Origin of the sequence: Brachybacterium sacelli (assembly GCF_017876545.1) — a bacterium.
Lineage (GTDB): Bacteria > Actinomycetota > Actinomycetes > Actinomycetales > Dermabacteraceae > Brachybacterium > Brachybacterium sacelli.
Window position 1 is genome coordinate 457,082 of sequence record NZ_JAGIOD010000001.1, and the last position, 26,094, is coordinate 483,175.

Consider the following 26,094-nt stretch of genomic DNA (forward strand, 5'->3'; position numbering starts at 1 on the left):
GTGCATGCCCCGACTGCTGCCGGACCCTGTCTACTTCGCGACCCTGCCTACGGTGATCAGCTCCAGCGCGGTCATCCTGCGTGATGAGCAGGGTCGCTTCGTGGTCGAGGACCCGAACTATCGCGACCACTGGCTGCTTCCCGGAGGCGGGGTCGACCCCGGGGAGGATCCCCGGCAGTGCGCACAGCGGGAGGTCGCCGAGGAGCTCGGGCTCGACCTCGAGATCGGGCGCCTGCTGGCGATCGACTGGATGCCCTCCAGCGCGGTGCGCAGCGCCCCGATGGGCGTGCACTTCGTGTTCGACGCCGGGATGATCCCGCGCGCCGAGCTCGAGGCGCGGATCGTCCCGCAGGCCGCGGAGCTGGACGGCTGGGCACTGATCGACGAGGCCGACGCCGAGATCCTCTCCCCGTGGGGCGGTGCACGGGCTCGGCGCGCGCTCGCGGTGCTGCGCGGCGAGGCGGAGCCTGACCTCACCGCCCACGCCCGCCGCTGAGCACGCGCCAGGATGCCCCCGCGGACGTCCCCACCCCTCCGGAGCTGACCATGAACCCCACCGCCTCGCCTGCTGGGTCCCCCGACTCATCGACCACCACCGCGCACACGCTGACCCGGTCCCAGCGCCTCGACCGCCTGCCGTTCACCCGCAAGCACGGGAAGCTGCTGGGCGCCTCGGGCATCGGGTGGGCGCTGGATGCCATGGACGTCGGACTGATCTCCTTCGTCATCGCCGCGCTCAGCGTGCACTGGGGCATCTCGAAGGGTGACGGGTCGCTGATCGCCTCGGCCGGCTTCGCGGGCATGGCGATCGGTGCGAGCGTGGGCGGGCTGCTGGCCGACCGGATCGGTCGCCGCAGCGTCTTCGCCCTCACCCTGCTGGTGTACGGCCTGGCCACGGGCGCCTCGGCGCTGGCCATGGGCGTGGGGGCGCTGATCGTGCTGCGGTTCGTGGTGGGGCTCGGCCTGGGGGCGGAGCTGCCGGTGGCCTCCACCCTCATGAGCGAGTTCGCCCCCGCCCGGATCCGCGGACGCGTGATCGTCTGGCTCGAGGCGTTCTGGGCGCTGGGCTGGATCCTCGCCGCGGTGATCGGCACCTTCGTCGCCGCCTCGGGGCCGACGGGCTGGCGCTGGGCACTCGCCGTCGGCCTCGTCCCCGCCGCGTACTCGCTGGTCATCCGGCTGGGGATGCCGGAGTCCGTGCGGTATCTCGAACGGGCCGGCCGACATCAGCAGGCCGAGACGGTGGTGCGCGACTTCGAGCTCAGCGCGGGCGTGACCGTCCCGGGCGGTGAGTTCGCAGGAACCGCGGCCACCGGCAGCGAGTCCGCGGGGCCCGCCTCCGACGCCTCGGCTCCCGTCGACCCCGCTGCCGTCGGGACGGTGCCCGCAGCGGACGACGTGCGGACCGACGGCGGCATCTGGTCGCGGGCGTTGCGCCGGCGGACCCTGGGGCTGTGGGCCGTGTGGTTCTGCATCAACCTGGCCTATTACGGGGCCTTCATCTGGATCCCGACGTTGCTGGTGGACCGCGGGTTCACTCTCACCCAGTCCTTCGCCTTCACGCTGATCATCACGCTCGCGCAGATCCCCGGCTACGCCACCGCGGCGTGGCTGATCGAGATCCTGGGCCGCCGCTGGACCCTGACCCTCTTCCTGGGCGGGTCCGCGCTCGCCGCCACCGGGTACGGCCTGGCCGACAGCGAGACCATGATCCTGGCCGCCGGCTGCCTGCTGAGCTTCTTCAACCTCGGCGCCTGGGGCGCCCTGTACGCGATCGGGCCCGAGCTGTATCCGACCGCGGTGCGCGGCACCGGCACCGGTGCGGCCGCCGCCTTCGGTCGCCTCGCCTCCATGCTCGCGCCGTTCCTGGTGCCGATCCTGGTGGCCACAGGTGGCCAGGCGCTGGCCTTCGGGGCTTTCGCGATCGCCTTCGCCCTCGCCGCAGCGGCCGCCTTCACCCTCCCCGAGCAGCGCGGCCGCGCCCTGGCGGAGTAGGCGGGCGGGCCAGGCGTGCGGGTCGGGCGGACTCCGGCGACGCAGGCGGCGGCAGGTTCACGTCCCACCGCAGCCGGTGGGGCCGCTCGCAGTACGTCGATCAGGACTTGTCGAGCGACCCGTCGTAGGCGCAGATCGCATCGACCTTGTCGGCCGAGGAGGAGTTCGGGTCGAACTCGAGGTCGAGCCACACCTTCACGAGCTCCTTGGCCAGCTCGAGGCCGACCACGCGCTCGCCCATGCACAGCACCTGCGCGTTGTTGGAGAGCACGGAGCGCTGCACGGAGTAGAGGTCGTCCGCGGTCACGGCGCGGACCCCGGAGACCTTGTTGGCCGCGATCGCGACGCCCAGGCCGGTGCCGCAGATCAGCAGTGCGCGGTCCGCGTCGCCGGCGGCGATCTTCTCCGCGGCCTCGACGGCCACGTTCGGGTAGTAGGTGCCGTCCTCGCGGCCGGTCACGCCGACGTCGATGACCTCGTCGACGCGGGAGTCGGACTCCAGCAGTTCCTTCAGCGCGCTCTTGTGTCCGAATCCGGCGTTGTCCGATCCGGTGACGATCTTCCAGCCCATGTCTGCTCCTTCGTGGTGAGGTATGAGGTCGAGAGGTGAGGTGTGAGGTCGAGGGACGAGGTGGTACGCGGTACGAGGTCGGGGCGTCGAACGGGCCGGCCGAGGCTCCCGCGGACGCGGTCGTCTCGCTCCCTGCCCACCCCCAGTACAACGCCGCAGGACGGCGAACTGTTCCGGCGGCGCGGCTCCCCGACCGATCGGTGCCGTCCGTTCGACGGCGCTCGGAGGCCGAGCCTGGAGGACCGGGCCCCGCGGCCACCTCCTCGTCCTTCAGGCGGACAGCTGCCGGCCGAGCAGGGTGACGATCTTCGAGAAGGAGATCGCCCCCGGGTCGGGCGTGCCCACGGACTTGTCGCCGTGGTTACGGGCGCGGCCCTTGTGGGCCACGATATCGGCCGTGGCCTCGGCGGCCGCGCTCGCCTTCTCCGCGGCGGTGACGATGGCCTCGCCGGCAGCGCCGTCCGCCCCGGCCAGGCTCTCCCGGAAGGGCACCGCGGCGCAGACCATGGTCTTGTCGCCCGGCTTCGCTCCGCCCAGCCGCTCGATGGCCTCGACGGCCTGGACGAGGGCCGTGACGACCTGTTCGTCGGTGACCTTCTCCTGATCGGAGAAGGCACTGCCCACGCTGGTCAGCGCTGCGCCCCAGAGGGCTCCGGAGGTGCCGCCGGCCTCGGCGGACCAGGACGCCCCGGCCTGCACGAGCACGGTGCGTGCCCCGGCACCGGCCTCGGCGGCGCGCTGCGCGGTGGAGTGCGCCGCGCGGATGCCGAGCACCATGCCCTGGCCGTGGTCACCGTCGCCGGCGATGGCGTCCATCCGGCCCAGCTCGGGCTCGAGCTCCTCGAGCAGCGACTCGATCTCACCGAGGAGCTCGGTGATGCGGGCGGCGCCGGCGCGGGAGTCCTCGGAGGCCTCGGGGATCGGGTCCTCGCCCGGGGCGTACACCTCGCCGCGGGTCGTGCCGAGATCACCCTGGACGCTGCCGCCACGGCGGAAGGCCGGGGTGTCGGCCGGGGCCAGCCAGTGCTGCTCGAGCTCGTCGTCCAGACGCATCACCGTCAGCGACAGACCCGCCATGTCGAGGCTGGTCACGTGCTCGCCCACCTCAGGACGCACCACGGTGAGCCCCGCCTCGGCCAGGAGCGCCGCGACGTGCTTCCACACGACGAACATCTCCTCGTACTTCACGGTGCCGAGGCCGTTGAGCACCACCGCCGCTCGCGTCGAGTCGAGCTCCGGCGTCTCCTTCAGGACCCCGTCGACCAGGATCTTCGCGAGCTCCTCGGCCGAGGGCATGGGCTTCTCGTCGATGCCCGGCTCTCCGTGGATGCCCAGGCCGATCGCCATCGTCCCCTCGGGGACGTGGAACAGGGCGTCCTCGGCCCCGGGCAGCGTGCAGCCGTCGAAGGCGACCCCGAGCGAGCGGGTGGCGTCGTTGGCCTTCCAGGCCAGGCGCTCGGCCTCCTCGAGGTCGGCGCCGGACTGGATGGCGGCGCCGGCGATCTTGAACACCGGCAGGTCACCGGCGATACCGCGCCGGTCACGGTGCTGGCCCTTCTCCCCGGAGGCCACGTCGTCGCTGACCGCGACGATGCGCACGTCGATGCCCTCGGCGCGCAGCTTCTCGGCGGCGACCCCGAAGTGCAGGACGTCCCCGGCGTAGTTCCCGAAGCCGAGGATCACGCCGCCGCCGTTCTCCGCGTTGCGGGCGACCGAGTAGACCTGGTCGGCCGACGGGGAGGAGAAGATGTTGCCGCACGGCGCGCCGTGGGCGAAGCCGGGGCCGACCCAGCCGGCGAAGGCCGGGTAGTGGCCGGAGCCGCCGCCGACCACGAGCGCCGGCTGCCCCGTCGGCGTGGCGTCCTTGCGCACGACCCCGCCGTGGACCTGCAGCAGCTCCTCGGGGTGGGCGGCCACGAGGCCCTCCACGGCGTCGGCGGGGAAGGACTTCGGATCATCGAACAGGTAGGTCATCGCACGTCTCTCTCGAAGGCGGGGTGAGGGGGTCGGACGGATGGACGGGTCACGCCGGTCGCGTCGGGCTGTCCGCGGGGCTGTCGGCGCCATGGACCACGGGGCCGTGCAGCCGCGGCTGGTGGACCTTCAGGAAGAAGGTCATCGCGAAGGCGCAGGCGTACAGCAGCACGAACACCCAGACCACACCGACGTTACCGCCCCAGGGCCGCACGATCGCCACGACCGCCGAGCCGAGGAAGGTGGCGCCGCCGGCGGCGGTGGTGTACATCGCCATCGCGGCGCCGGTGTGCTTCGGGGCGATGGCCGGCATGATCGCCCCGAGCGGGACGAAGCCGGCCAGCAGGATGCCGAAGACCGTGCCGGCGGCGACGGAGACGACGAAGCCCCAGTCCGAGCCGGCCGGGACCATGTGGGGCACGTACCACCACAGCAGCAGGCCGATCGCGGAGCCGACGATCCCGAACCAGCGCACGGTCCGCACCCAGCCGACCTTGTCGCCGAGCGCGCCGAAGGCGGCGTTGAACAGGATGTTGCCTGCGTAGACGACGCTGGTCATGATCAGCCAACGGGACTGGCCCCAGCCCAGCTGCACCGCGATCACGTTGGGCAGGATGATGAACATGCCGAACTCGGGCGCGGTGTTGATCAGCCGGGTCAGGAAGCCCATGGCGATCCGCTTGTTGGTGAAGGTCAGGCGCAAGCCGGAGGAGAGGACCGCGCCGGCGGTCTCCCCCTCGGGGGCCAGACGGATCGAGCCGTGGCGCTCCTTCACCCCGAACCAGGCGATGCAGAAGCCGATCGCGACGATGACGGCGGAGGCGATCATGGTCCACGTCTCGCCGGAGAAGCCGCCGCCGAAGCGCGGGATCATGAAGACGGCCACGAGCGAGCCCAGGGTGGGCAGGCCGCCGGTGAACATGACGTAGAACCAGCCGACGGCGGTGCCGTTGCGTCGTTTGTCCACGACGGCGTTGATCCACACCAGGAAGGCGAAGGCGAACAGCGGGAAGCCGAAGCCGCGCAGGAAGTAGGCGGCCCCGACCAGGAAGGCGGAGTCGGTCCCCAGCGCCAGGAGGAAGGCGATCTCGAAGACGACCCAGACGGCGAAGCCGAGGGCCATCACGCGGCGCGGCCCCCACAGGTCCGACAGCGCACCGGCGAGATAGGAGCCCACCAGCACCGCGAGGCTGTACATCGTGATGATGGTGGCGGCGAGGTTGATCATGTCATCGCCGCCGCCGAAGGCCTTGGCGATGTGCGGGGAGACGAAGTTGGACTCGACGCCGTTGCCGGTCATGAAGACCAGCACGCCGAGGAAACCCCAACGCAGGGCGTGGGGGAAGCCGAGGCGGTCCAGGAGCGGCTCTCTGGCCCCCGTCCCGGGAGCGGGGACCGGGCCGGTCGTGTTCGGTACCGAACTCATACAGGACACTCCTTCGTGCGGGGGCGGTCGGCGGTCGGCGGTCGACCTTCACAGCTGACCGATCCCGAGGTGTCCCGCGGTCGGTCGGGATGACCATAGGCCCCGGGCCGAACATTCGTCAAGCACAAATGTGCCGCACGAGCGTGATCACTGCCTCACCGATGAGCATGCACCGATCGGCCGACGGACGAGGGGCCGAGAACCGCACCGGTCCTCGGCCCTCACCTCGCCGCCCCGCCGGGGAGATCGCTCACTCGGTGTAGGTGAACGGCGCCGTCATCTTGTCGATGTTCTCCTCCGTGATGAGGATGCAGTCCAGTGCCTGCTTCTCCTGCTCGGGTTCGGTGCCGTTGCGCAGGAAGTCGTCGGCCAGCTCGATCACCAGCTCCGCGAACTGCGCCACGGGCTGCAGCACCGTGTAGGCGAGGTCGCCGTTCTTGATCGCCTCGATCGCGTCCGGGGAGCCGTCGAAGCCTCCTACGAGGATGTTCTCCAGCGCCCCCGCCTCCTGGAAGGCGGCGATCGCCCCGAGCGCCATCTCGTCGTTGCCGGAGATCAGCCCGGTGATGTCCGGGTGGGCCTGCAGCAGGGACTGCGCCTTGTCGTGTCCCATGGTGCGGTCCCAGTCGGCGACCTCCTCCCCGACCTTCTCGAGATCGGGGTACTGGCTGATCGTCGTGGTGAAGCCGTTGGAGCGGGTCTGGGCGTTGTTGTCCGAGGGCAGCCCGAACAGCTCGACGTACTTCCCGCTCTCCCCCATCTGCGTGACCCACTCCTGGGCGCCGAGCGCGGCGCCCTGAGCGTTGTTGGAGACCAGCTGCGCCATGACGACGCCGGACTCGTTGATCTCGGCGTTGATGAGGAAGACGGGGATCTCCGCCTGGACGGCCTTCTTGATGGTGCCGATCGACCCGTCGGCATTGGCCGGGTCCATGATCAGCGCCACGGACTGGTTCGAGATGGCGGTGTCGACCAGGGTGTTCTCGGTGTTGGTGTCACCCTTGTGGGCGCCCACCGTCGTCGTGTAGCCGAGCTCCTCCGCCTTGGCCGCGGCGACGTCGCCCTCGGTCTTCCAGTAGGGGTTCGAGGGGTCGTTGACGATGATCGTGATCAGCCCGCCGTCGGTGCCGCCACCGCCGCCGTCGGACGAGCCGCCGCCCGCCTCGTCGGATCCGCCGCATGCTGCGAGACCGGCCGCTGCGGCACCGACGCCGAGGGCGGAGAGGAAATGCCTGCGTTCCATGGTGTGTTCCTTTCGGGGAGATGCATCCCGGACGGGGTGCATCGGGACTCCTGCACGGGGTGCCGTGAGCGGGGTGGTCGTCGGGATGGTCGAGCTGGGGTCAGTCGGTCCGATCGGTGTCGGGTCCGGCGCCGGGGCCGGACCGGCCCTCGTCGGGGCGATCGGATCCGGAGCCGGTCGTGGGATCGGCGTCGGCGTCGGCGTCGGAGCGGACCGCGTCGGCGCGGTCGGTCCCGGTGCCGGTCGCGGGATCGGCGTCGGCCCCGGCTCCGACTCCCGCCCCGGCTCCCGGCGAGACCTTGGCCGCCCGGCGCGGACGGCCGTACTGCAGGGAGTTCAGCAGCACGGCGACGACGATGACGGCACCGACGAAGACGGTCTGCCAGTAGGCGGAGACGCCGATCAGCACGAGGCCATCGGAGAGGAAGCCGATCACGAACGCGCCCAGCAGGGTGCCGCGCACGGTGCCGCGGCCTCCGGAGAGGGCGGCGCCACCGATCACGACGCCCGCGATCGCGGTCAGCTCGTAGGTGTTGCCGGCGGTGGGGCTGGCGCTGGTCAGCGTGGAGGCGAGGATCAGCCCGGCCACCGCAGAGCACAGCCCGGAGATGACGTACACCCACACCGTCACCTTGCGCACCGGCACGCCGGACAGCTGCGCGGCACGCTGGTTGCCGCCGGTCGCATACAGCCAACGACCGAAGGTGGTGCGTCCCAGGACGAGGGCGATGACCAGGGCGATCACGGCCATGATCAGCACCCCGGCCGGAATGCCGAGGATCCGGTTGAAGCCGAGCCACTCGAACCCGGTGTTGCCCAGCGCTTCATCACCGGAGAGGTCGTTGAGGGTGCGTCCGTTGGTCATCAGCAGCGCGAAGCCGCGGATCACGTAGAGCATGCCGAGGGTCGCGACGAAGGGAGCGACCTTGAACCTCGCCACCAGCACGCCGTTGAGCGCCCCGATCAGCCCGCCCAGGACGACCGCGATCAGAACCGAGGCGGCGACGTTCGGGTAGAGCGTCACCCCGAAGATGTCCAGCTCCACCCCGCGCAGGAGGAAGCCGCCGATGACGGCGGTGAACCCGAGGGTGGAACCGACGGACAGATCGATCCCGCCGGTGAGGACCACGAGCAGCTGCCCCAGTGACAGCAACGCGAAGATCGCCACGTGCGAGGACATGATCAGCAGGTTGTCGACCGTGAGGAAGTTCGGCGAGAGCAGGGAGAAGACGACGATGATCAGCGCGAGGGCGAGGAAGGCGCGCCCTTCGAGAAGGAGCTTGGAGAAGTCCGGCTTCTTCGCGGTGTCGCCGGCGGCGAGGGAGGTCATGGTGCGTTCCGTTCCTGTGGACTGGTTCAAGGGGTGATGACTTCGCCGGAGGCGGCCATGACGTCGGCCTTCGCCGCGTCGGGCCCGAACTCGGCCGAGATACGCCCGCGATGGAGGACGACGATGCGGTGCGCGATGCTGAAGCACTCGTCGATCTCGGAGGTCGTGTAGACGACGGCGAGACCGTTGCGGGCCCGGTCGGCGAGCAGCCCGAACACCTCGGCCTTGGCGCCGATGTCGATCCCTCGACTGGGCTCGTCCAGCAGCATCACCCCGGGATCGGTCCCGAGGATCTTGCCGAGCACGACCTTCTGCTGATTGCCGCCGGACAGCGCCCCGATGGCGGTGCCCGGCCCCGGTGCCTTCACCGTCACCTCCTTGATCAGGCGCGTGGCGAGGGCGTCCTCCTTCCGTCGGGAGGTGAAGCCGCGGCGGAGGAACTGCTTGATACTGGCGAGGGTGAGGTTCTGGCCGACGGACATGGTCTGGACCAGCCCGTCGCGCTGACGGTCCTCGGGCACCAGGCCGATGCCCATCGCGAGGCGTTCGCGGATCGACTCGCCGGTCAGCTCGCGCCCCTGGTAGACGAGGCGTCCACCGGCGACGTCCCCGCGCCCGGCCACGGCCTCGAGCACCTCGGTGCGACCGGCGCCCATGAGCCCGTAGAGGCAGACGATTTCCCCGGAGCGCACCTCGAGCGACAGGTCGTCGACGACGGCGCGCTCGGGGTTCTCAGGATCGCAGAGCGTGAGGGACTCGATCGAGAGCACCGGGTCACCGAAGGCGTAGCCGGTCGGCGGGGAGCCCAGGTCGAAGTTCTCCCCGACCATGTTCCGCACGATCCACTCGAGGTCGATGTCCTCGCGCTCGCCGCGAGCGGTCACGGCGCCGTCCCGCAGCACCACGGCGTGGTCCGTGACCCGCAGCGCCTCCTCGAGGTGGTGGGAGATGTAGACGAGGGAGACGCCGCGTGCGGTGAGGTCCTCGATGATGCCGAAGAGGATCTCGACCTCCTTCGCGGCCAGGGCCGAGGTCGGCTCGTCCATGATCAGGATCCGGGCATCGATCGACAGCGCGCGGGCGATCTCGACGATCTGCTGCTGGCCCACGCGCAGGTCACCGACGTCGGTCGAGGGGTCCACGTCCAATCGCATGTCCGCCAGCAGGGCAGCGGTCTGCCGGGTCTCCTCGGCGTAGTCGACGCCGGTGGCGGTGGTGATCTCCCGGCCCAGGAAGATGTTGTCGCGCACCGAGAGGTTCGGGGCGAGGCTCAGCTCCTGGTGGATGATCGCGATCCCCTGGTCGCGCGCCTCGGTGGTGTCGGCGAAGGTGATGGGATGCCCGTCCAGGACGATCCGGCCCGACGTCGGCTGCTCGACGCCCGAGAGGATCTTCATCAGCGTCGACTTGCCGGCGCCGTTCTCCCCGAACAAGGTGGTGACCTTCCCGCGGTGCACCCCGAAGTTCACGCCCTTGAGCGCCTGGGTGCCGCCATAGTTCTTCACGATGTCCTGCGCCCGCAGGACGACGTCGTCGGCCGGGGACGTGCCCGGCGGGGTGCTGGGAGCGGCCGCGGTGCTCACTGGACCTCCAAGGAGACCGGGGTGACGAGCCACCCCTCGGGGTTGATGGCGGTGAACGCCCCGGTCACGGTGACCTTCTGCCCGGGCAGCGAGCTCGGGTCGAGCGGGTCGAGGACCTGCTTCTTCATCTCCTCGTTGAGCGCGGCACCGGCATCCTGGTACTCGATCTGGTTGGTGAACTGCCCGAAGCCGAAGATGCCGGTCGCATCGCGCAGCTCGGTGCCGTTGATCGCGGGCCCGGTCTGGATGCGCACGGAGACGCTGTCCGGCATCCCCTCGACGGCGACGTCGTAGATGCCGCCCTCGCCCTCGCCGACGGTTCCGGTGAAGGTCGTGCTGTAGACCATCTGACCGGCCGATTCGACGCCGTGCTCCTCGGCGGCGGCCTCGGGATCCGCGGCGAGGGCCTCGGCGAGCTCGGGGGCGGGCACGGCCCGATCGGTGATCTCCTGCTGGGCGGTGGGGAACTGCTCGGCGCCGAAGGTCGCCTTGTCGAAGGCCTCCGGCCCGGCGGCCTCCTCCTGGGCGCCCTCGGGGACGATCTTCGTGCCGAGCACGACCACGAGCAGGCCGATCACGGTCAGGGCGATCGCGATCCAGCGGCCCAGATGCTTCGGGGTGGTCCTCGCGCGCTGCGGGGGCTGCGATTCCGCGGCCGTTGCGGTGCTCATGCTGAGCCTTCCTGTCGGGGGTGCCCTGGTGGAGTCCGCGTGAGGCGTTGTCCGCACGAGGGCGTCGTTGCCGGTCGGTGGTCGCCGACGGCGTCGCCGTCACGGCGCGAGCCGGACGGGCGGAGGTCGTCGACGAATGGTGAGAGACGGGCCCGCGAGGGCCTCGACGTCGAGGTCCGGCTCCGGGTGGAGCGATGCGGGGTGATCTCGGTGAGTGCGGGTCCGGCCGCCCTCGTCGGCGGCCTGCACTCGGGGAAGGAGGCGCTCGGCGGTGAGCGCCGGGGGGAGTGGTCAGGTGGTGAGCGGTCGGCGTGGTGGCGTGGGTGGTGGCGGGGACGCCGCGGTCGATCCCCTGGACGGGACCGACCGTGGCATCGGCCGGTCGCTCCCGGTGCCGTGCGACACCGGGAGCGGACGGATCAGGACCCGGGCAGGATCGAGACCTTCACCGAGGCGCCGGCGGAGTCGGCGACGGTGTCGAGAGCCTTCTGGACGTCCTTCAGGCCGAACTGGTGGGTGCAGATCTCCTCGAGCGGCAGCACCCCGGACTCGATGATCTTGATGGCGGCCGGCCAGGTGTGGGGGCCCAGGTGGGCGCCGAGGACGTCGAGCTCCTTGTCGTCGGAGATGATCGACCAGTCGACCGAGACGTTCTCCTTGAACACCGAGTACTCCACGTAGCGGCCGAGCTTGCGCAGCAGGTTCAGGCCCTGGCCGACGGCGCTGGGGTGCCCGGTGCACTCGATGTACACGTCGGCGCCGTAGCCGCCGGTGAGAGCGCGGATCTCCTCGAAGACGTCGACCTTCGAGGGGTTCAGTGTGAGGTCCGCGCCGCACTTCTCCGCCAGCGCCAGCTTGTTCTCGTCGAAGTCGAGGGCGATGACCATCTTGGGGTTCTTGTGGGCCGCGCCGATGATGGCGCCGAGACCGATCGGGCCGGCGCCCGCGATGACGACGACGTCGTCGAAGGTGAGCTGGGCGCGCTCGACGGCGTGCAGCGAGCAGGACAGCGGCTCGGCGAAGGCGGCGTGATGCGGCGGGATCTCCTTGGAGATCCTGTGGGCTCGCGCGAGGGCCGGGACGATCATGAACTCCGCCATGCCGCCGTGGTAGTGCTTGAAGCCGAACATGTCGTGGGGGTCGCACATCCAGTACCAGCCGCGCTGGCAGTACATGCACTCGCCGCAGGGGACGATCTGCTCGACGACGATGCGGTCGCCGACCTCGACGCCGTGGAGGGCGAGAGCCTCGGCGGAGCCGGAGACGATCTCGCCGGTGATCTCGTGACCGGGGGTGATGCCGGGCTCGACCCAGCGGTCGCGGTTCTCGTCACCCCAGAACTTGGCGGCGCCGGCGTAGGCCTTGAGGTCGCTCGCGCAGACGCCGACGGCCTCGACCCTGATCAGCAGCTCGTCGGCGGCCGGGGTCGGCACGTCCTTGCTCTCGAGCCGGTAGTCCTCCGGGGCATGCATGACCACGGCCTGCATGGTCGTCGGGGTCTCGCTCATCTCGACACATCTCCTTCGATACGTTCCGCGCGCTGTCCTCGCGGCGGCCGACCTCGGGTCCGTCGCAGCGGCGCGGCCCCGTTCGCCCGTGAGCCTAGACACTCCGTGCACATTCGTCAAGCACAATTGTTCCCTCTGGGCTCGGACGTTCCGCCGCGAGATCGCCCTGCGCATCGAGGCCGCTCCAGGCTCCGAGATCGACATGGGGACCACTTTCACCTGTCGAAAGTGGTCCCCATGTCGATCTCGAGGGGGACGGCCAGCCCCCATGTCGATCTCGACCCAGCGGCGGTCCCCATGTCGATCTCGAGGCGGACCCGTGGCCCGGCGGCTCGCCTTCGACCTCAGTCGTCGACCAGGGAGAGCACCTCCTGCGCGGTGGGCACGTCGGTGATCAGCGTGGTGAACAGGCCCGCCTTCGCGCCCGCCCGGATCGAGGGAGCCTTCTCGCCCCCGGCGGCGAGCGCGATCGAGGTCGGGATCGACCGCAGCAGCTCCACGGAGGGGCGCACGAGACGGTCCGACCCCGGATACAGCACCTCCTTGCCCTCCGCGTCGAAGAAGTGCAGGCAGAGGTCCCCGACGGCACCGCGCAGACCGGCGTCCTCACGGGGTACCACCGAGGTCAGCGACTCGCGCCGCCCGTAGGGGGAACCGATCCCGGTGACCAGCACCTCGGCCCGGGTCCACAGGTCCGTAATCTCGACGAAGCTCGGATCGGCCTGCAGCGATCGCCACAGGCTGGGGCTGGGCAGGGCGGGGGCGAAGATGAAGCGCGGTACTGCTCCGGTGCGGGTGGCGAGGTTCCGCACGGTCTCGTTGGTCTGGAAGGCGGGGTCGGACTCCTGCTGGCCGCCGACCGTGGGGGCGATGATGACGCCGCGCAGCTCCGGCATGCCGGGCATCCGGCTCACCGCGTGCGTGGTCTTGCCCGAGGAGATCAGCAGCACGTCGCCCCGGGTCAGCTCGAGCCCGCGCAGCACCTCCCCCAGCAGGTCTCCGATGCCCCGGTACTCGCGCTGGGTCTGGTCGCCGGGGGCGATCCGGACCTCGTCGATGCCGAGCAGGCCACGCAGACGGCGCTCCAGATCGCTCACGTCGGGCCCGCCGACGTCGAGCACCTCGAAGCGCACCATCCCGATACGTCGGGCCTCGGTGAGCAGCTTGCTGACGGTGGGACGGGAGACGCCGAGCCGCTCGGCGACCTCGGCCTGTCGCAGGTCGTCCAGGTAGTAGGCGGTGGCCGCGCGGTGCAGGAGCTGCGGATCCATGTGCGATTCGAGCACGTCCACCCCTTTCGTCGTGGTCCCGTGATCGGCCTCGACGCCGAAGCACGGATGTGCCGCAAGGACGTGCCGCCCCCGGCGCGACGATCCTATAGAGGTCCGTGGTGGGTCGCGCAACCGCCGTCGGCCGACGCGACGGGCTCGCCGCCCTTCCGCACGCTCACCCGGGAACCCGCACGGCGGCGAGGATCGACCCGCTCACAGTCCCCGTCACTGACCGCCCGCGACGCCGGTCGGTGGCAGGATGTACAGGTCCTGCCGGTCGGTCCCGGCACGGGCCCCGAGGACGAGGCGGACGACGAGAGGGCAGGTCGATGGCGGGATCTGATGACGCGGTGCTGGGCGTCGACATCGGCACCTCGAGCGCGAAGGGCGTGCTGGTGGCGCTCGACGGGACGATCCTGCGCACGGCGACCCGCGAGCACACCGTCGAGCGTCCCTTCCCCGGGCATGTCGAGATGGACGCCCGTGTGTGGTGGGAGGAGTTCATCGGCATCTCCACCGAGCTCACCGCAGGGACGGACGTCCGGGTCACGGGGATCGGCGTCTCCGGGATGGGTCCCTGCGTGCTGCTGGCCGACGACGACGGGGAGCCGGTGCGGCCGGCGATCCTCTACGGCGTCGACTCCCGCGCCGAGGAGCAGATCGCCCATCTGACCGGGCACTTCGGCGAGGACGAGATCCTCGCTCGCTGCGGGAGCGTGCTGTCCTCCCAGGCCGCCGGCCCCAAGATCCGCTGGGTCGCCGACCAGGAGCCCGAGGTGTTCGCCCGGGCCTCGCGGCTGTTCATGCCCTCCTCCTATCTCGCCTTCTGCCTCACCGGGCAGTACATGCTCGACCACGCCAGTGCCAGCATGGTCACCCCGATCTACGACACCGCCACTCTGGACTGGCATCACCCCTGGTCAGAGCAGGTAGCGCCGGGGCTGGACCTGCCGCCCCTGCGGTGGTCGGGCGAGATCGCGGGGACGGTCTCGGACGCGGCGGCCAGGCAGCTGCCGGGGGTCGAGGCCGGCGTGCCCGTGGTCGCCGGGACCATCGACGCCTGGGCCGAGGCGATCAGCGTGGGCGCCACCGCGCCGGGCGACGTGATGCTCATGTACGGCACGACGACGTTCCTGGTCGCCATCACCGATCGACCGGCCCCCAGCCGCAGCCTGTGGGTCACCTCCGGCACGACGGAGGGGACGTTCACCCTCTCGGGCGGGATGGCGAGCTCCGGGGCGATCACCGGATGGCTGCGTGAGCTGACCGGTGACGCCGACTTCTCGACGCTGGTCCAGGAGGCCGAGATCAGCGGTGTCGGCGCGAACGGCTTGCTCATGCTGCCCTACTTCGCCGGTGAACGCTCCCCCATGAGCGACCCCTCGGCCCGCGGCGTGATCGCCGGCCTCACCCTCTCCCACACCCGGGGCGACCTCTATCGGGCGGCACTCGAGGCCGCCGCCTTCGGGGTGCGCCACCACGTGGAGGCGCTGCGCGAGGCGGGCGTGCGCATCGACCGGATGGTGGCGGTGGGCGGCGGCACCCAGAACGAGCTGTGGCCGCAGATCGTCTCCGACGTCACCCAGCTGGCGCAGGAGGTGCCGCGGCGCACCGTCGGCGCCTCCTACGGCACCTCGATGCTCGCGGCCGGCGCTGCTCACGGCCAGGACACCAGCACCTGGAACGACATCGACCACGTCTGCGTCCCCGATCCAGAGGCCGGGGCGCGCTACGACGAGCTGTATCGGATGTACCGGGAGCTCTACCCCGCCACGAAGGACATCACCCACTCCCTGGCACGGCTCCAGCGCGCGGGCTGAGGCGCTCCGGGTGAACCGGGTGGGTGGGGCGCGCTGAGGGAACCGGACCCGCACCACGCTCCGCACGCCGGGGCCCGGTCAGGTCACACCTGCCGATCCTTTTCGTTCTCGAGGTCGCGGTAGGTGCGGATCACCTGGGAGTCGTCGCGCCGGAGGAGGTCCTGCTCGGCGGCGGCCCGGAAGCGGTCCCGGGCCGCGGTGACCAGGGGCGCCTCGAAGCCGGCCTCCTCGGCCATGTCGCAGACCAGGCCCGAGTCCTTCACGAAGATCCCGACCGAGCTCATGACCTGTGCGTCGAGCCCCTCGAGCATGCGCGGCCCGCGGTCGGACAGCATCCACGAGCCGCCCGCCCCGCCCGAGACCGCCTCGAACGCCTCGGTGGGGTCCAGGCCCAGCGCCTCGGCGAAGGCGAGGGCCTCGGCGGCGGCGACGAGATGCACGGAGGCGAGCAGCTGATTGACGGCCTTCATCGCCTGGCCGCGCCCCACCGCCGGGCCGCAGTCGCGCAGCGTGCCCATCGCCTCCAGCAACGGGCGCAGCTCGGCCAGGCGCGCCGGATCCCCGGAGGCGAAGAGGGTGAGCGTGCCCGCCTCCGCCCCGGCGACGCCGCCGGTGACAGGGACGTCCAGGACCGTGATGCCGGTCCCGGCCGCCGCGGCGAGGACTTCCTCCACCGGGGCGACCCCGACGGTGCTCATCACCACGAGGGTCGCACCGGGTCGCATCGTCGCCAGCAGCCCGTTCGCGCCCAGCGCCGCCTCCCGCAGCTGGTCAGGGGTGGCGACCATGCAGATCACGGTATCGGCCGCCGCGGCGGAGGCGGCCGTGGCCTCCGCGGTCAACCCGTGCGCCGCCGCTCTCCGGCGGGACTCCTCGACGGGATCCACGCCGGTCACCGCGGCGCCGGCGGCGGCCAGGCGCAGAGCCATGGGCAGTCCGATGGCGCCGACGCCGACGACGGTGACGGGTCGGGTCGCGAGGAGGTCCTCGGTCATGGGGTCACGGTTCCTTCCGGCCGACGCAGCACGAGCCTGTCAGCGAGGTGGGGTGGATACGGAGCAGCAGGGGTCATGGTTCACAGGAAGAGGTCGAGCACGAGGCAGACCACGAGGCCGACGACCGCGAAGGTCGCCTGTGCGAGCGTATAGATCTTGAACGTGCCCTTCGTGGTGAATCCCAGCATCTGCTTGAAGATCCAGAAGGTGTTGTCCGTGACGTGACCGCCGAAAGCGGCGCCGCTGCCCGCGGCCAGCAGGATCAGCAGCGGGGCCGCCTCGATGGAGCCCATGATCGGGGCCAGCAGGGTGGCGGCGGTGATCGCGGCGACCGAGGCGGAGCCCTGGGCGAGCCGCAGCACGGCGGCGACCACCCAGGCCAGGAGCACGGGGATGGCGGCATTGGCCTGGAAGAGGTTCGCGAGCATCTCCCCCACGCCGACCTCGGCGATGACCGCGCCGAGCGAGCCGGCCACGCCCGTGAACAGGAGGATCGAGCCGGCGTTGGCGGCCCCCTTGGTCACGAGGTCGTCGATGCCGTCGCGGGTGACCTCGGGGATGGCGAGGATGATGCCGATGACCAGGCCGATCAGCAGGGCGACGACGGGGCTGCCGAGGAAGCCGAGCACGGCGATCTCGGTGCCGAGCGCCTGGGTGAAGGTGTCGGCGACGATCAGCACGACCGGCGTGATCACCGGGAGCATGGCGACGGCCAGCGGGTAGCGGTGCGTCGTGGTGGTGGCCCGCCCGAGCGCGACGCCTCCGGGGCCGGGCAGGGACTCCTCGGCCCCCTCGGACCGGTCGTCCCGCTCGGCCAGGAGGCGCCGGCGCTCCTCCTCCGGCGACTCGCCGAAGATCGAGTCGTCGAAGTCGGGGTCCAGGTCGGTGGCGGGATCGAAGATCCGCCCCATGAGCAGGGAGTGCAGGAAGATGCTCGAGACGATGAAGACGACACCGAGCGGGAGGCCCCAGATCAGGAGCGTGCCCAGCGGGATGCCGAGCGGCCCGGCGACCGCCACGGCGGCGACACCCGGGACGACCACCAGCAGGCCCACCTCGAGACCGATCGCGAGCGCGCCGGCGAGGTTCGCGATGCTGCGGCCGGTGCGTTTGGCGATGGTGCCCGCGATGGGGGCCAGGATCACCAGGGCGACGTCGAAGTAGATCGAGGGGAAGACGATGCCGGAGGCCAGGCCCAGCACAAAGGGCGAGCGCGAGGGACCGACGACCTTCAGCAGCGCGTCGACCACCCGCTGCATGGTCCCGGTCGCGGACAGCGCCGTCCCGATCATCACGCCGAAGCCGATGATCAGTCCGACCTCGGTCATCAGGTCGCCGAAGCCGGTGTTGACCGCGCTGACGGTGGCGGTGAAGCCGAGGCCGCCGGCGACGCCCAGGTAGAGCGAGCCGATGACCAGCGAGATCACCGGGTTGATCTTCGCCCAGGCGATGAGAAGGATGACGCCGACGACGGCGATCACGAGATGGACGATCACCATTGTGTCCATGGTTCCTCCAGGGGATCGGGGCGACCGTGCGTCCTCGCGCGGCCGATGGGGTCAGGTCGGGTGCCTCAGGCGGTGGCCGCGGCACCCAGGTGCGAGCCGACGAGGGCGAGGCTGCGGGCGACGTCGGCCTCACGGTCCGCCTCGGCGACGTCGTGGGTCTCGAGCTCGAGCACGTAGGTGCCCGTGAAGCCCTGGGACTCGAGGGTGGCGAGCACTCCGGCGAGGTCGACCTCGCCGGCGCCCAGCGAGAGGTTCAGGTTCCCGGGGACGGCGTCGCGCAGGTGCACCCGCTCGATCCGGTCGCCGAGGCGACGTGCCCAGGCGATCGGGTCCTCGGCGGAGGCGACCACGTGGGAGACGTCGAACAGGACCCCGAAGGAGTCGGGATCGCAGCGCGTCAGGAGGTCGTCCGCCACCGCGACCGTGTGCACGTAGCGGCGGTGGTGCAGCACCTCGACGAGGAGCCGCACCCCGCGCGCCGCACAGACGCGGGAGATGAGCTGCAGGTTCCCGGCGATCCGGGTGAGGTCTGCCTCGTGGTCGACGAACGGGACGTCGTCGGCCCGGCCTGCGGGGACGATGAGCGCCGCACCGAGGGCGGCGGCCAGCTCGGCGAGGGGGTCCACGGTCGAGAAGAGCTCGTCCCCGGTGAGCCCGGGATCGTTGAGGTCTCCGGGATCCGCGTTGACGGCGCCGCAGGTCAGACCTGCTTCGCGGAGCAGCCCGGCGTACTCGCCGGGGTCCCCGTCGAAGGGGACCGGGACGTGCTCGGTGACCGCGGGGATCGCGCCGAGATCGATCTCCCACGCGCCGGTCGCGCTGATCAGGCGCAGCGCCTCGCGCAGGGGGCGATGGCGGAAGGAGATCGTCGAGACGCCGAGGCGGGCGGGATGCCCCGTCACCACGGTCGTCGTGGGGATGGACGGGGTCATGAGATGTACGCGCCGCCGTTGATGGACTGGGTGGTGCCGGTGATGTAGCCGGCGTCCTGCCCGCAGAGCCACACCACGAGGGCGCCGATCTCCTCGGCCGTGGCCTGCCGGCCCATCGGGATCGAGGCGGACAGCGCGGCCTCGGACTCCTCGGTGCTCGCGCCCCGGATGTTGGTGTCCGCGGCGCCGGGGGCGATGGCGTTGACGGTGATCCCCTCGGGCGCCATCTCGCGGGCCAGGGAGCGGGTCAGGCCCAGCACGCCGGCCTTGGCCGCGGAGTACGGGGTCTTGGAGAAGACGCCGCCGCCCTGCTGCGCGGAGACCGAGGACATGTTCACGACGCGGCCGTAGCCGCCCTCGAGCATGGCCGACAGGAAGGCGCGGGTGACGTAGAAGGTGCCGGTGAGGTTCACGGAGATGATCGTGTCCCACAGCGCGTCGTCGACCTCGAGGAAGGGCACCGGGGAAGGGATGCCGGCGATGTTCGCCAGCGCCCCGACGGGCGGCAGCTCGGAGGCGGCGACCCGGGCGGCGGCCTCGTTCACGGCGGCGCTGTCGGTGATGTCGACGCCGTATCCGGCGGCGGGGACGCCGAACTCGGCGGCGAGCTCCTGGGCCAGCCCGCCGGCGCCCTCTCCGTCGAGGTCGAGGATCGCCACCGCCCAGCCGTCACGGGCGAAGCGGGTGGCCGTCGCGCGGCCGATGCTGCGCGGAGAGGCTCCGCCGGTGACGACTGCGGTCCTGGTCCGGGTGCCCGTGGGCTCGTGGTGCGTCACTGCACTCCTTGCACGTCGGTGTGGCCGAGGCCCTGGTGGCCCCGATCGGATCGACGGGAACGCTACGAGGCAGAGGTCATGCCAACAAGCGATCACCGAGGGATGAGCGGGGAGGCATCAGTGATCGTCCTGTTCAGAGCATCGACACCCCTCCCCGATTGGTCAGACCATTCTCCCGTGCACCGCGTCCGAATGCCCATCCGGAGCGGGCGCCGCAGAATTGGCCGACCAATATCATGGGCGTGGGCACGTCTCTGACCTGCGGCTCCTCGCACCGAGGGGCGAACCTCCGGGTCCTCGACGATTGCCCGCTCCACGACCCCGTGCTTGCATCGGCCCCGCCGCACCCTCCGGTGCGTCGCCGCCCGCCCCCGGAAGGCCCCGCCGGTGCCCCGAACCCGACCGAAGGAGGTCAGGTGGAACCCCAGACCCTGGATTTCCTGGACGGACTCGTCAGCGAGGGCGTCGAGGTCGACGGCGGCATCCTCATCCCCACCGAGCGGCGGCTCGCCGAGCTCAGCGGCATGTCCCGGGCCCGCGTCCGCGAGCGGCTGTCCGGGCTGCAGATGCTGGGCATGCTCAAGAAGGTGCAGGGGTCGGGGAACGTCCTCGTCTCCCCCACCGCGCTCGAGGCGGGCACCGGCAACGTCTTCGAGCTGATGCTCCGCGCCGGCCTGGTGACCGTCGCCCAGATCAACGAGGCCCGCGAGATGCTCGAGGTCGCGATCGCCCCACGGATCCTCGAGCGGGTCACCGACGAGCAGATCCATTCCCTCGAGGACCAGGTGTACGCGATGGTCGACGCCTCCGCCTCGCGGGACTTCGTCAGCGGTCTGGAGGCCGATCACGCCTTCCACGTCGCCCTGTTCGAGATCGTCGGCAACCCGATCATGACCTACGTGGTCAACGGCATGAACCACGCCCTGCACGACCTGCTGCTCGAGCGGCGCCGGATCGTCATCGGCAAGGAGATCGCCCGCAACCACGGCGAGCTGCCCGCGATGTTCGACAGCGACGCCGTCCATTTCGAGATCACCCGCGCCCTGCGCTCCCGCCGCAAGGAGGCGGTGACCGCGGCCATGGTCGAGCACTTCGACTCCTGGCGGCGGATCTCGCACTCCCCCACCCGATCGACCCCGTCCACCCCGCGAGGAGAAGAATGACCATGCCGCAACCAGCACGGACGACGCAGCCGCCGGCGGCGACGGCCGCGCTCGACCCCGAACGGATCGAGCGCATCCGCGAGGCCGCCCACCGCATCCGCCAGTACGCCCTGATCCAGGCGGAGGTCCAGGGCCAGGGCTACATCGGCCAGGCGCTGGACATCGCCGACGTCCTCGCCGTCCTGTACGCCGACCAGCTGCACCTGGACCCGTCGGACCCGACCTCCGAGGACCGCGACCGCTTCCAGCTGTCCATCGGGCACTACGCCCTGGCGCTGTACGCGGCGCTGACGGAAGCGAAGTTCCTGCCCCAGAAGGAGCTGCAGAGCTATGCGAGCGACGACTCGCGCCTGCCGATGTCCTCGATGCGCAACTACACCCCGGGGGTCGAGATCTCCGGCGGTTCCCTCGGCCACGGCCTCGGCATCGCGAACGGCGTCGCCCTGGGCATGAAGCGCAAGGGATCCGACCGCTTCGTCTACAACCTGCTCTCCGACGGGGAGCTCGGCGAGGGATCGACCTGGGAGGCGGCCGCCGTCGCCGGCCATCACGAGCTCGACAACCTCATCGCGATCGTCGACTTCAACGACCAGCAGGCCGACGGGCGCAGCACGCAGATGCTGTCCATGGAACCGGTCACCGACAAGTTCGAGGCCTTCGGCTGGATCGTCCGCCGCTGCGACGGGCACGACGTGCCCGCCGTGCTCGGCCATCTGATCGAGCTGCGCGAGATCGAGGACGCCCGCCCGAGGGTCCTGATCGTGGACACCACCCTGGGCAAGGGGGTCGACTTCCTCGAGCAGCGGGAGAAGCTGCACTTCATGAAGGTCGACGACGCGGAGTGGGCCGCCGCCCACCAGAAGCTGAACGAGAGCGCAGGACGATGAGCACGCACAGCACCAGCACCACGACCGCCCCGAAGAAGCTGGTCTCCGGCGCCATGAGCGCCGACCTCGCGAAGGAGGGCCAGCGCACCGTCGCCGCGCCGCTCGGACACGCCCTGGTCGAGGCCGCCCGGCGCGACGAACGGATCGTCGGCCTCTCCGCCGACCTCGCGAAGTACACCGACGTGCACATCTTCCGCGACGCCCTGCCCGAGCGGTTCTACCAGATCGGCATGGCCGAACAGGCGCTGCTCGGCGCGGCGACCGGGCTCGCGATGGAGGGCTACGTCCCCTTCGCCTCGACATACTCGGTGTTCGCCACCCGTCGTGCCTACGACTTCCTCGCCCTCGACATCGCCGAGGCGGGCCTCAACGTCAACATGGTCTGCGCCCTGCCCGGTCTGACCACCGGGTACGGGCCGTCCCACCAGGCCACGGAGGACGTCGCGATCCTGCGGGGGATGCCGAACCTGACGATCGTGGACCCCTGCGACGCCCTGGACATCCAGCAGGCGGTCCCGCAGCTCGCCGCATCGGACGGCCCGACGTACACGCGCCTGCTGCGCGGCAAGGTCCCGCTGGTGCTGGACGAGTACGACTACTCCTTCGAGCTCGGCCGGGCGAAGCTGCTGCGGGACGGGGCGGACGTCCTGCTCATCTCGAGCGGACTCATGACCGAGCGCGCCCTGGAGACCGCGACCGCGCTGGAGCAGGACGGGATCGACGTCGCGGTGCTGCATTCCCCCACCCTGAAGCCCTTCGACGAGGAGTCGGTCGTCTCCGCCCTCGGCAAGGGGCGCCTGGTGCTGACGGCGGAGAACCACTCGGTGGTGGGCGGACTGTTCGACGCCGTCTCCCGCACGGTGGCCGGTCGCGGCCTCGGCGAGCGCATCACCCCGATCGGCCTGCCGGACGAGTTCCTCGACGCCGGCGCGCTGCCCACGCTCGAGGACCGCTACGGCGTGAGCGTCGCGTCGATGGTCGCCAGGATTCGCAGCCTGCTGTGACCGGCGGGCGCCCCCGGTCGGGACCTGAGGAGCAGCTGCCCTGAGCGTGAGGGGTCGCGTGCTGTGAGGGTCCCGCCGGTGGACAGGCCGTCGGCGCCGACGGGGCCGCCGCGTGAGACCATGGGGGTGGCGACGACGCCACGCATCAGCTGGTGAAAGGACCTTTCGATGACCCCCCGGATCTTCGCCCGACCGGCCCCCACGGAGGACAAGGGCGACCGCGATCTCACGGTCCATGAGCCCGGCACGTGGGCGACCGGCATCCCGGCGGCGGTCAACGCCGTCGCGACCGGCGTCCAGCAGATGGGTGCCGTCCGCACCGCGCAGACGCTGCTGAAGGTCAACCAGGTGGGCGGCTTCGACTGCCAGTCCTGCGCATGGCCGGACGAGGACCCCGGTTCCCGCAAGCGGGTCGCGTTCTGCGAGAACGGTGCCCGGGCGGTCGCCGACGAGGCCACGCTGCGCCGCGTGACCAACGACTTCTTCGCCGAGAACTCGATCTCCTCCCTGCGTGAGCGCTCCGACCACTGGCTCGGCGAGCAGGGGCGCCTGACCCATCCGATGATCCGGCGGAAGGGCTCGGACCACTACGAGCCGGTCTCCTGGCGCGAGTCCTTCGAGCTGATCGGCGCGCAGCTGCAGAGGCTCGACTCCCCCGACGAGGCGATCTTCTACACCTCGGGGCGCACCGAGAACGAGACCGCCTTCCTGCTGCAGCTGCTGGCCCGCCAGCTGGGCACGAACAACCTGCCCGACTGCTCGAACATGTGCCACGAGTCCAGCGGCGTGGCGATGAACGCGACCGTCGGCGTCGGCAAGGGCACGGTCACGCTGCAGGACGTCGAGACCGCGGACCTGCTGATCGTGGCCGGTCAGAATCCCGGCACCAACCACCCCCGCATGCTCACCGCCCTCGGGGAGGCGAAGAAGAACGGCGGGTCGATCGTCGGTATCAACCCGCTGCCCGAGGCCGGTCTGCTGCGCTTCAAGGACCCCCAGTCCCCGAAGGACGCGATGGGTCGCGGGCAGGTCATCTCCGACGAGTTCGTGCAGATCCGCCTCGCTGGCGACCTCGCCTTCTTCCAGGGCGTCAACAAGATCCTGCTCGAGCGCGACGCCCTCGACAAGGTGTTCATCGACGAGTACACGACCGGTCTCGCGGAGCTGCGCGAGCATCTCGCGTCGATCTCCTGGGAGGACATCGAGTACGCCGCCGGTGTGCCCCGCGCACAGATCGAGGACGTCGCCCAGCGGGTGATCGATGCCCGGAGCGTCATCGTCTGCTGGGCGCTGGGCCTGACCCAGCACGTGCAGTCGGTGGCCACGATCCAGGAGATCGTGAACCTGCTGCTGATGACGGGGAACATCGGCCGCCCCGGGGCGGGCCTGTGCCCCGTGCGCGGCCACTCCAATGTGCAGGGTGACCGCACCCAGGGCATCTACGAGAAGCCCACGGAGGAGTTCCTCGCCGCCCTCGAGACCGAGTTCGGCATCTCCGCCCCGCGCCGCCACGGCTACGACACCGTCGAGGCCGTGCGCGCCATGGCCGACGGCACGGCACGGTTCTTCTTCCAGATGGGTGGCAACTTCGCCCGCGTGACCGGGGACAGCGACATCACCGATGCCGCGCTGCGCTCCCTGGACATGACCGTGTACGTCTCCACCAAGCTCAGCGGCACCCACCTGTCCCCCGGGGAGGTCTCGTTGATCCTGCCGACCCTGGGCCGCACGGAGCTCGACCGGACCGGCGGCGCCCCGCAGCGGCTGACCGTCGAGGACTCCATGTCGATGGTCCACGCCACGCAGGGATCGCTGAAGCCGCCCTCGCGGATGCTGATGAGCGAGCCCTCGATCCTGGTGGGGATCGCCCAGGAGACCTTCGACCCGTCCTCCCCCGTGGACTGGGGAGAGATGATCGAGGACTATTCGGTGATCCGGGACCACATCTCCCGCGTGGTGCCCGGCTTCGAGGATTTCGAGCGCCGGCTCGACGAGCCCGGAGGCTTCCAGCTGCCCAACGGGCCACGCGATTCCCGCACCTTCGCGACGCCCGACGGCAAGGCCCACTTCACGTCCTCACCGCTGCACGTGCTGCGTCTGCCCGAGGACCGGCTGCTGCTGCAGATCTCCCGCTCCCACGACCAGTTCAACTCCACGATCTATGCGCTCAGCGACCGCTATCGCGGCATCGGCGAGGGGCGCCGGGTGATCCTGGTGAACAACCAGGACATCACCCGCCTGGGCGTGACCAGCGGGCAGATCGTGGACGTGACCAGCGAGCACGACGGGGAGCAGCGCTTCGCCCAGGGTTTCCGGGTGCTCTCCTATCCCACCGCCCCCGGCTGCGCCTTCTCCTACTTCCCGGAGGCGAACGTGCTCGTGCACAACACGCACGTCGCCGAGAAGTCGAACACCCCCGTGTACAAGTCGCTCCAGATCTCGCTCGCGCCGACCACCCTGGAGGGCCCGGCACCCCTGCGCTGAGCGGCCCTCACGGATCGCCCGAGCAGGATGATGCCCCACGCCGTACGGTGGGGAGCCCAGCAGTCCCGCGCCACCGGAGGTCTCATGCACGCCGACCGCATCACCGACTCGATCTCCCATCATGCCGAGGGGCCGTACTGGTCCGAGACCTGGGGCGGGCTGCGCTGGGTGGACATGCTCGCCGGCGACATCATGCACCTCGACGCCGCGGGCGCGACCCACCGCATCGCCACTCCGAGCCCCGTGGTGGCCTGCGTGCGCCCGGCCACGGGCGGCGGTGCCGTGCTCGCGCTGGAAAAGGGCTTCGCCCTCGAGGACGCCGACGGATCGATCGATCCGCTCCCGCCGCTGTGGGAGAAGGCGGTCCGGATGAACGAGGGGGCCATCGCGCCCGACGGATCCTTCCTGTGCGGCTCGATGGCCTACGACCAACACCCCGGTGCCGCGTCGATGTGGCGATTGCTGCCCGACGGGACCACACGGGAGCTGTTCGGTGACCTCACGATCTCCAACGGGCTGGCGTTCACGGCCGACGGGACCCGCGCCTATTTCGTCGACACTCCCACCGGCCGGGTCGACGTGTTCGACTGGTCCGACCAGGACGGTCTCATCGGACGTCGCCCCTTCGCGGACCTGACCGGCCAGGACGGCCACCCCGACGGCCTCACGCTCGACACGGAGGGTCGGGTCTGGGTCGCGATGAACGGCGGCGGCCAGGTGCTCGGCCTCGACGAGCACGGCGAGGTGCACGCCAGGATCACCGTCGGGGCGCGGCAGGTCACGGCCTGCACCTTCGGCGGCGAGGACCGCTCGACGCTGTTCATCACCACCAGCCGGGAGAACCTCGCCGAGGGCGAGGACCCGCAGGCGGGTTCGCTGTTCGCCGCTCGGCCAGGGCCGCTCGGACCGGAGATCGAGCCGCTCTTCGGCGTCTGATCCGGACCCGTCGGCGC

General features: G+C 70.8%; 21 protein-coding genes. 8 read left to right on the top strand and 13 right to left on the bottom strand.

The features are described from left to right. The first annotated feature begins 4 nt into the window (after positions 1 to 4). Entirely contained in the window at positions 5 to 496 is a 492-nt protein-coding gene (locus JOF43_RS01890; protein WP_209898311.1) for an NUDIX domain-containing protein, read from the top strand. Between the two features lie 50 nt (positions 497 to 546). Next, on the top strand, positions 547 to 1,995 hold the full coding sequence (locus JOF43_RS01895) for an MFS transporter (protein WP_209898314.1): 1,449 nt from the start codon (positions 547 to 549) through the stop codon (positions 1,993 to 1,995). Between the two features lie 100 nt (positions 1,996 to 2,095). Here JOF43_RS01895 and JOF43_RS01900 read toward each other — a convergent pair whose 3' ends face one another. From JOF43_RS01900 to JOF43_RS01940, 9 genes are all read right to left on the bottom strand, one after another. Next, a complete protein-coding gene (locus JOF43_RS01900; RefSeq protein ID WP_209898317.1) occupies positions 2,096 to 2,566 on the bottom strand; it encodes a ribose-5-phosphate isomerase in 471 nt (156 codons plus the stop codon). Between the two features lie 270 nt (positions 2,567 to 2,836). Next, positions 2,837 to 4,540, bottom strand: a complete 1,704-nt coding sequence (locus JOF43_RS01905; protein ID WP_209898320.1) for a dihydroxyacetone kinase family protein — start codon at positions 4,538 to 4,540, stop codon at positions 2,837 to 2,839. A gap of 49 nt (positions 4,541 to 4,589) precedes the next feature. Continuing rightward, complete coding sequence (locus JOF43_RS01910) at positions 4,590 to 5,966, bottom strand: RbtT/DalT/CsbX family MFS transporter (protein WP_209898323.1); 1,377 nt, start codon at positions 5,964 to 5,966, stop codon at positions 4,590 to 4,592. 250 nt (positions 5,967 to 6,216) lie between these two features. Next, positions 6,217 to 7,209: a D-ribose ABC transporter substrate-binding protein gene (locus JOF43_RS01915; RefSeq protein WP_209898333.1), complete on the bottom strand. Its 993-nt coding sequence runs from the start codon at positions 7,207 to 7,209 to the stop codon at positions 6,217 to 6,219. 100 nt (positions 7,210 to 7,309) lie between these two features. Continuing rightward, complete coding sequence (locus JOF43_RS22880) at positions 7,310 to 8,539, bottom strand: ABC transporter permease (RefSeq protein ID WP_281065005.1); 1,230 nt, start codon at positions 8,537 to 8,539, stop codon at positions 7,310 to 7,312. A gap of 26 nt (positions 8,540 to 8,565) precedes the next feature. Next, complete coding sequence (locus tag JOF43_RS01925) at positions 8,566 to 10,122, bottom strand: sugar ABC transporter ATP-binding protein (protein WP_209898335.1); 1,557 nt, start codon at positions 10,120 to 10,122, stop codon at positions 8,566 to 8,568. After that, positions 10,119 to 10,793 (bottom strand): DUF2291 family protein, encoded by a 675-nt coding sequence (locus JOF43_RS01930; RefSeq protein ID WP_209898337.1) that lies wholly within the window; start codon positions 10,791 to 10,793, stop codon positions 10,119 to 10,121. Before JOF43_RS01930 ends, JOF43_RS01925 begins: the two co-directional genes overlap by 4 nt. Before the next feature lie 419 nt (positions 10,794 to 11,212). Further along, the gene (locus JOF43_RS01935) at positions 11,213 to 12,301 is read right to left on the bottom strand and encodes a zinc-binding dehydrogenase (RefSeq protein ID WP_209898339.1); all 1,089 of its coding nucleotides are present in this window, start codon (positions 12,299 to 12,301) and stop codon (positions 11,213 to 11,215) included. Between the two features lie 344 nt (positions 12,302 to 12,645). Continuing rightward, the gene (locus JOF43_RS01940) at positions 12,646 to 13,587 is read right to left on the bottom strand and encodes a sugar-binding transcriptional regulator (protein WP_209898341.1); all 942 of its coding nucleotides are present in this window, start codon (positions 13,585 to 13,587) and stop codon (positions 12,646 to 12,648) included. A 314-nt stretch (positions 13,588 to 13,901) separates the two neighbouring features. On the opposite strand from JOF43_RS01940, the gene JOF43_RS01945 reads away from it, so the two are divergent. Next, on the top strand, positions 13,902 to 15,392 hold the full coding sequence (locus tag JOF43_RS01945; RefSeq protein ID WP_209898343.1) for an FGGY-family carbohydrate kinase: 1,491 nt from the start codon (positions 13,902 to 13,904) through the stop codon (positions 15,390 to 15,392). Positions 15,393 to 15,475: 83 nt separating this feature from the next. On the opposite strand, the gene JOF43_RS01950 is transcribed toward JOF43_RS01945, so the two are convergent. From JOF43_RS01950 to JOF43_RS01965, 4 genes are all read right to left on the bottom strand, one after another. After that, positions 15,476 to 16,387: an NAD(P)-dependent oxidoreductase gene (locus tag JOF43_RS01950; protein WP_209898345.1), complete on the bottom strand. Its 912-nt coding sequence runs from the start codon at positions 16,385 to 16,387 to the stop codon at positions 15,476 to 15,478. A gap of 80 nt (positions 16,388 to 16,467) precedes the next feature. Beyond that, positions 16,468 to 17,895, bottom strand: coding sequence for a GntP family permease (locus JOF43_RS01955; RefSeq protein WP_209898347.1), 1,428 nt, complete (start codon positions 17,893 to 17,895; stop codon positions 16,468 to 16,470). Positions 17,896 to 17,960: 65 nt separating this feature from the next. Next, a complete protein-coding gene (locus JOF43_RS01960; RefSeq protein WP_209898349.1) occupies positions 17,961 to 18,827 on the bottom strand; it encodes a sugar phosphate isomerase/epimerase family protein in 867 nt (288 codons plus the stop codon). Next, the gene (locus tag JOF43_RS01965; RefSeq protein ID WP_209898352.1) at positions 18,824 to 19,603 is read right to left on the bottom strand and encodes an SDR family NAD(P)-dependent oxidoreductase; all 780 of its coding nucleotides are present in this window, start codon (positions 19,601 to 19,603) and stop codon (positions 18,824 to 18,826) included. Before JOF43_RS01965 ends, JOF43_RS01960 begins: the two co-directional genes overlap by 4 nt. A gap of 416 nt (positions 19,604 to 20,019) precedes the next feature. Here JOF43_RS01965 and JOF43_RS22420 point away from each other — a divergent pair, with 416 nt between their 5' ends. The 5 genes from JOF43_RS22420 (at position 20,020) to JOF43_RS01990 (ending at position 26,077) form a co-directional block, all read left to right on the top strand. Further along, the gene (locus JOF43_RS22420; protein ID WP_209898355.1) at positions 20,020 to 20,766 is read left to right on the top strand and encodes a FadR/GntR family transcriptional regulator; all 747 of its coding nucleotides are present in this window, start codon (positions 20,020 to 20,022) and stop codon (positions 20,764 to 20,766) included. A 2-nt stretch (positions 20,767 to 20,768) separates the two neighbouring features. Then, positions 20,769 to 21,653: a transketolase gene (locus JOF43_RS01975; protein ID WP_209903014.1), complete on the top strand. Its 885-nt coding sequence runs from the start codon at positions 20,769 to 20,771 to the stop codon at positions 21,651 to 21,653. Next, positions 21,650 to 22,657: a transketolase family protein gene (locus JOF43_RS01980; protein ID WP_209898358.1), complete on the top strand. Its 1,008-nt coding sequence runs from the start codon at positions 21,650 to 21,652 to the stop codon at positions 22,655 to 22,657. The genes JOF43_RS01975 and JOF43_RS01980 overlap by 4 nt, the downstream gene beginning before the upstream one ends. Positions 22,658 to 22,825: 168 nt before the next feature. Continuing rightward, positions 22,826 to 25,141, top strand: coding sequence for an FdhF/YdeP family oxidoreductase (locus tag JOF43_RS01985; RefSeq protein WP_209898360.1), 2,316 nt, complete (start codon positions 22,826 to 22,828; stop codon positions 25,139 to 25,141). Positions 25,142 to 25,225: 84 nt separating this feature from the next. After that, on the top strand, positions 25,226 to 26,077 hold the full coding sequence (locus JOF43_RS01990; protein ID WP_209898363.1) for an SMP-30/gluconolactonase/LRE family protein: 852 nt from the start codon (positions 25,226 to 25,228) through the stop codon (positions 26,075 to 26,077). Positions 26,078 to 26,094: the final 17 nt, after the last annotated feature.

Bases quoted from the DNA above. Each gene is read 5' to 3' on its own strand.
- JOF43_RS01975 (WP_209903014.1), top strand. From the start codon at position 20,769: ATGCCGCAACCAGCACGGACGACGCAGCCGCCGGCGGCGACGGCCGCG.
- JOF43_RS01905 (WP_209898320.1), bottom strand. From the start codon at position 4,540: ATGACCTACCTGTTCGATGATCCGAAGTCCTTCCCCGCCGACGCCGTG.
- JOF43_RS01930 (WP_209898337.1), bottom strand. From the start codon at position 10,793: ATGAGCACCGCAACGGCCGCGGAATCGCAGCCCCCGCAGCGCGCGAGG.
- JOF43_RS01960 (WP_209898349.1), bottom strand. From the start codon at position 18,827: ATGACCCCGTCCATCCCCACGACGACCGTGGTGACGGGGCATCCCGCC.
- JOF43_RS01980 (WP_209898358.1), top strand. From the start codon at position 21,650: ATGAGCACGCACAGCACCAGCACCACGACCGCCCCGAAGAAGCTGGTC.
- JOF43_RS01950 (WP_209898345.1), bottom strand. From the start codon at position 16,387: ATGACCGAGGACCTCCTCGCGACCCGACCCGTCACCGTCGTCGGCGTC.
- JOF43_RS01935 (WP_209898339.1), bottom strand. From the start codon at position 12,301: ATGAGCGAGACCCCGACGACCATGCAGGCCGTGGTCATGCATGCCCCG.
- JOF43_RS01915 (WP_209898333.1), bottom strand. From the start codon at position 7,209: ATGGAACGCAGGCATTTCCTCTCCGCCCTCGGCGTCGGTGCCGCAGCG.
- JOF43_RS22880 (WP_281065005.1), bottom strand. From the start codon at position 8,539: ATGACCTCCCTCGCCGCCGGCGACACCGCGAAGAAGCCGGACTTCTCC.
- JOF43_RS01955 (WP_209898347.1), bottom strand. From the start codon at position 17,895: ATGGACACAATGGTGATCGTCCATCTCGTGATCGCCGTCGTCGGCGTC.
- JOF43_RS01945 (WP_209898343.1), top strand. From the start codon at position 13,902: ATGGCGGGATCTGATGACGCGGTGCTGGGCGTCGACATCGGCACCTCG.
- JOF43_RS01910 (WP_209898323.1), bottom strand. From the start codon at position 5,966: ATGAGTTCGGTACCGAACACGACCGGCCCGGTCCCCGCTCCCGGGACG.
- JOF43_RS01890 (WP_209898311.1), top strand. From the start codon at position 5: ATGCCCCGACTGCTGCCGGACCCTGTCTACTTCGCGACCCTGCCTACG.
- JOF43_RS01985 (WP_209898360.1), top strand. From the start codon at position 22,826: ATGACCCCCCGGATCTTCGCCCGACCGGCCCCCACGGAGGACAAGGGC.
- JOF43_RS01990 (WP_209898363.1), top strand. From the start codon at position 25,226: ATGCACGCCGACCGCATCACCGACTCGATCTCCCATCATGCCGAGGGG.
- JOF43_RS01895 (WP_209898314.1), top strand. From the start codon at position 547: ATGAACCCCACCGCCTCGCCTGCTGGGTCCCCCGACTCATCGACCACC.
- JOF43_RS01900 (WP_209898317.1), bottom strand. From the start codon at position 2,566: ATGGGCTGGAAGATCGTCACCGGATCGGACAACGCCGGATTCGGACAC.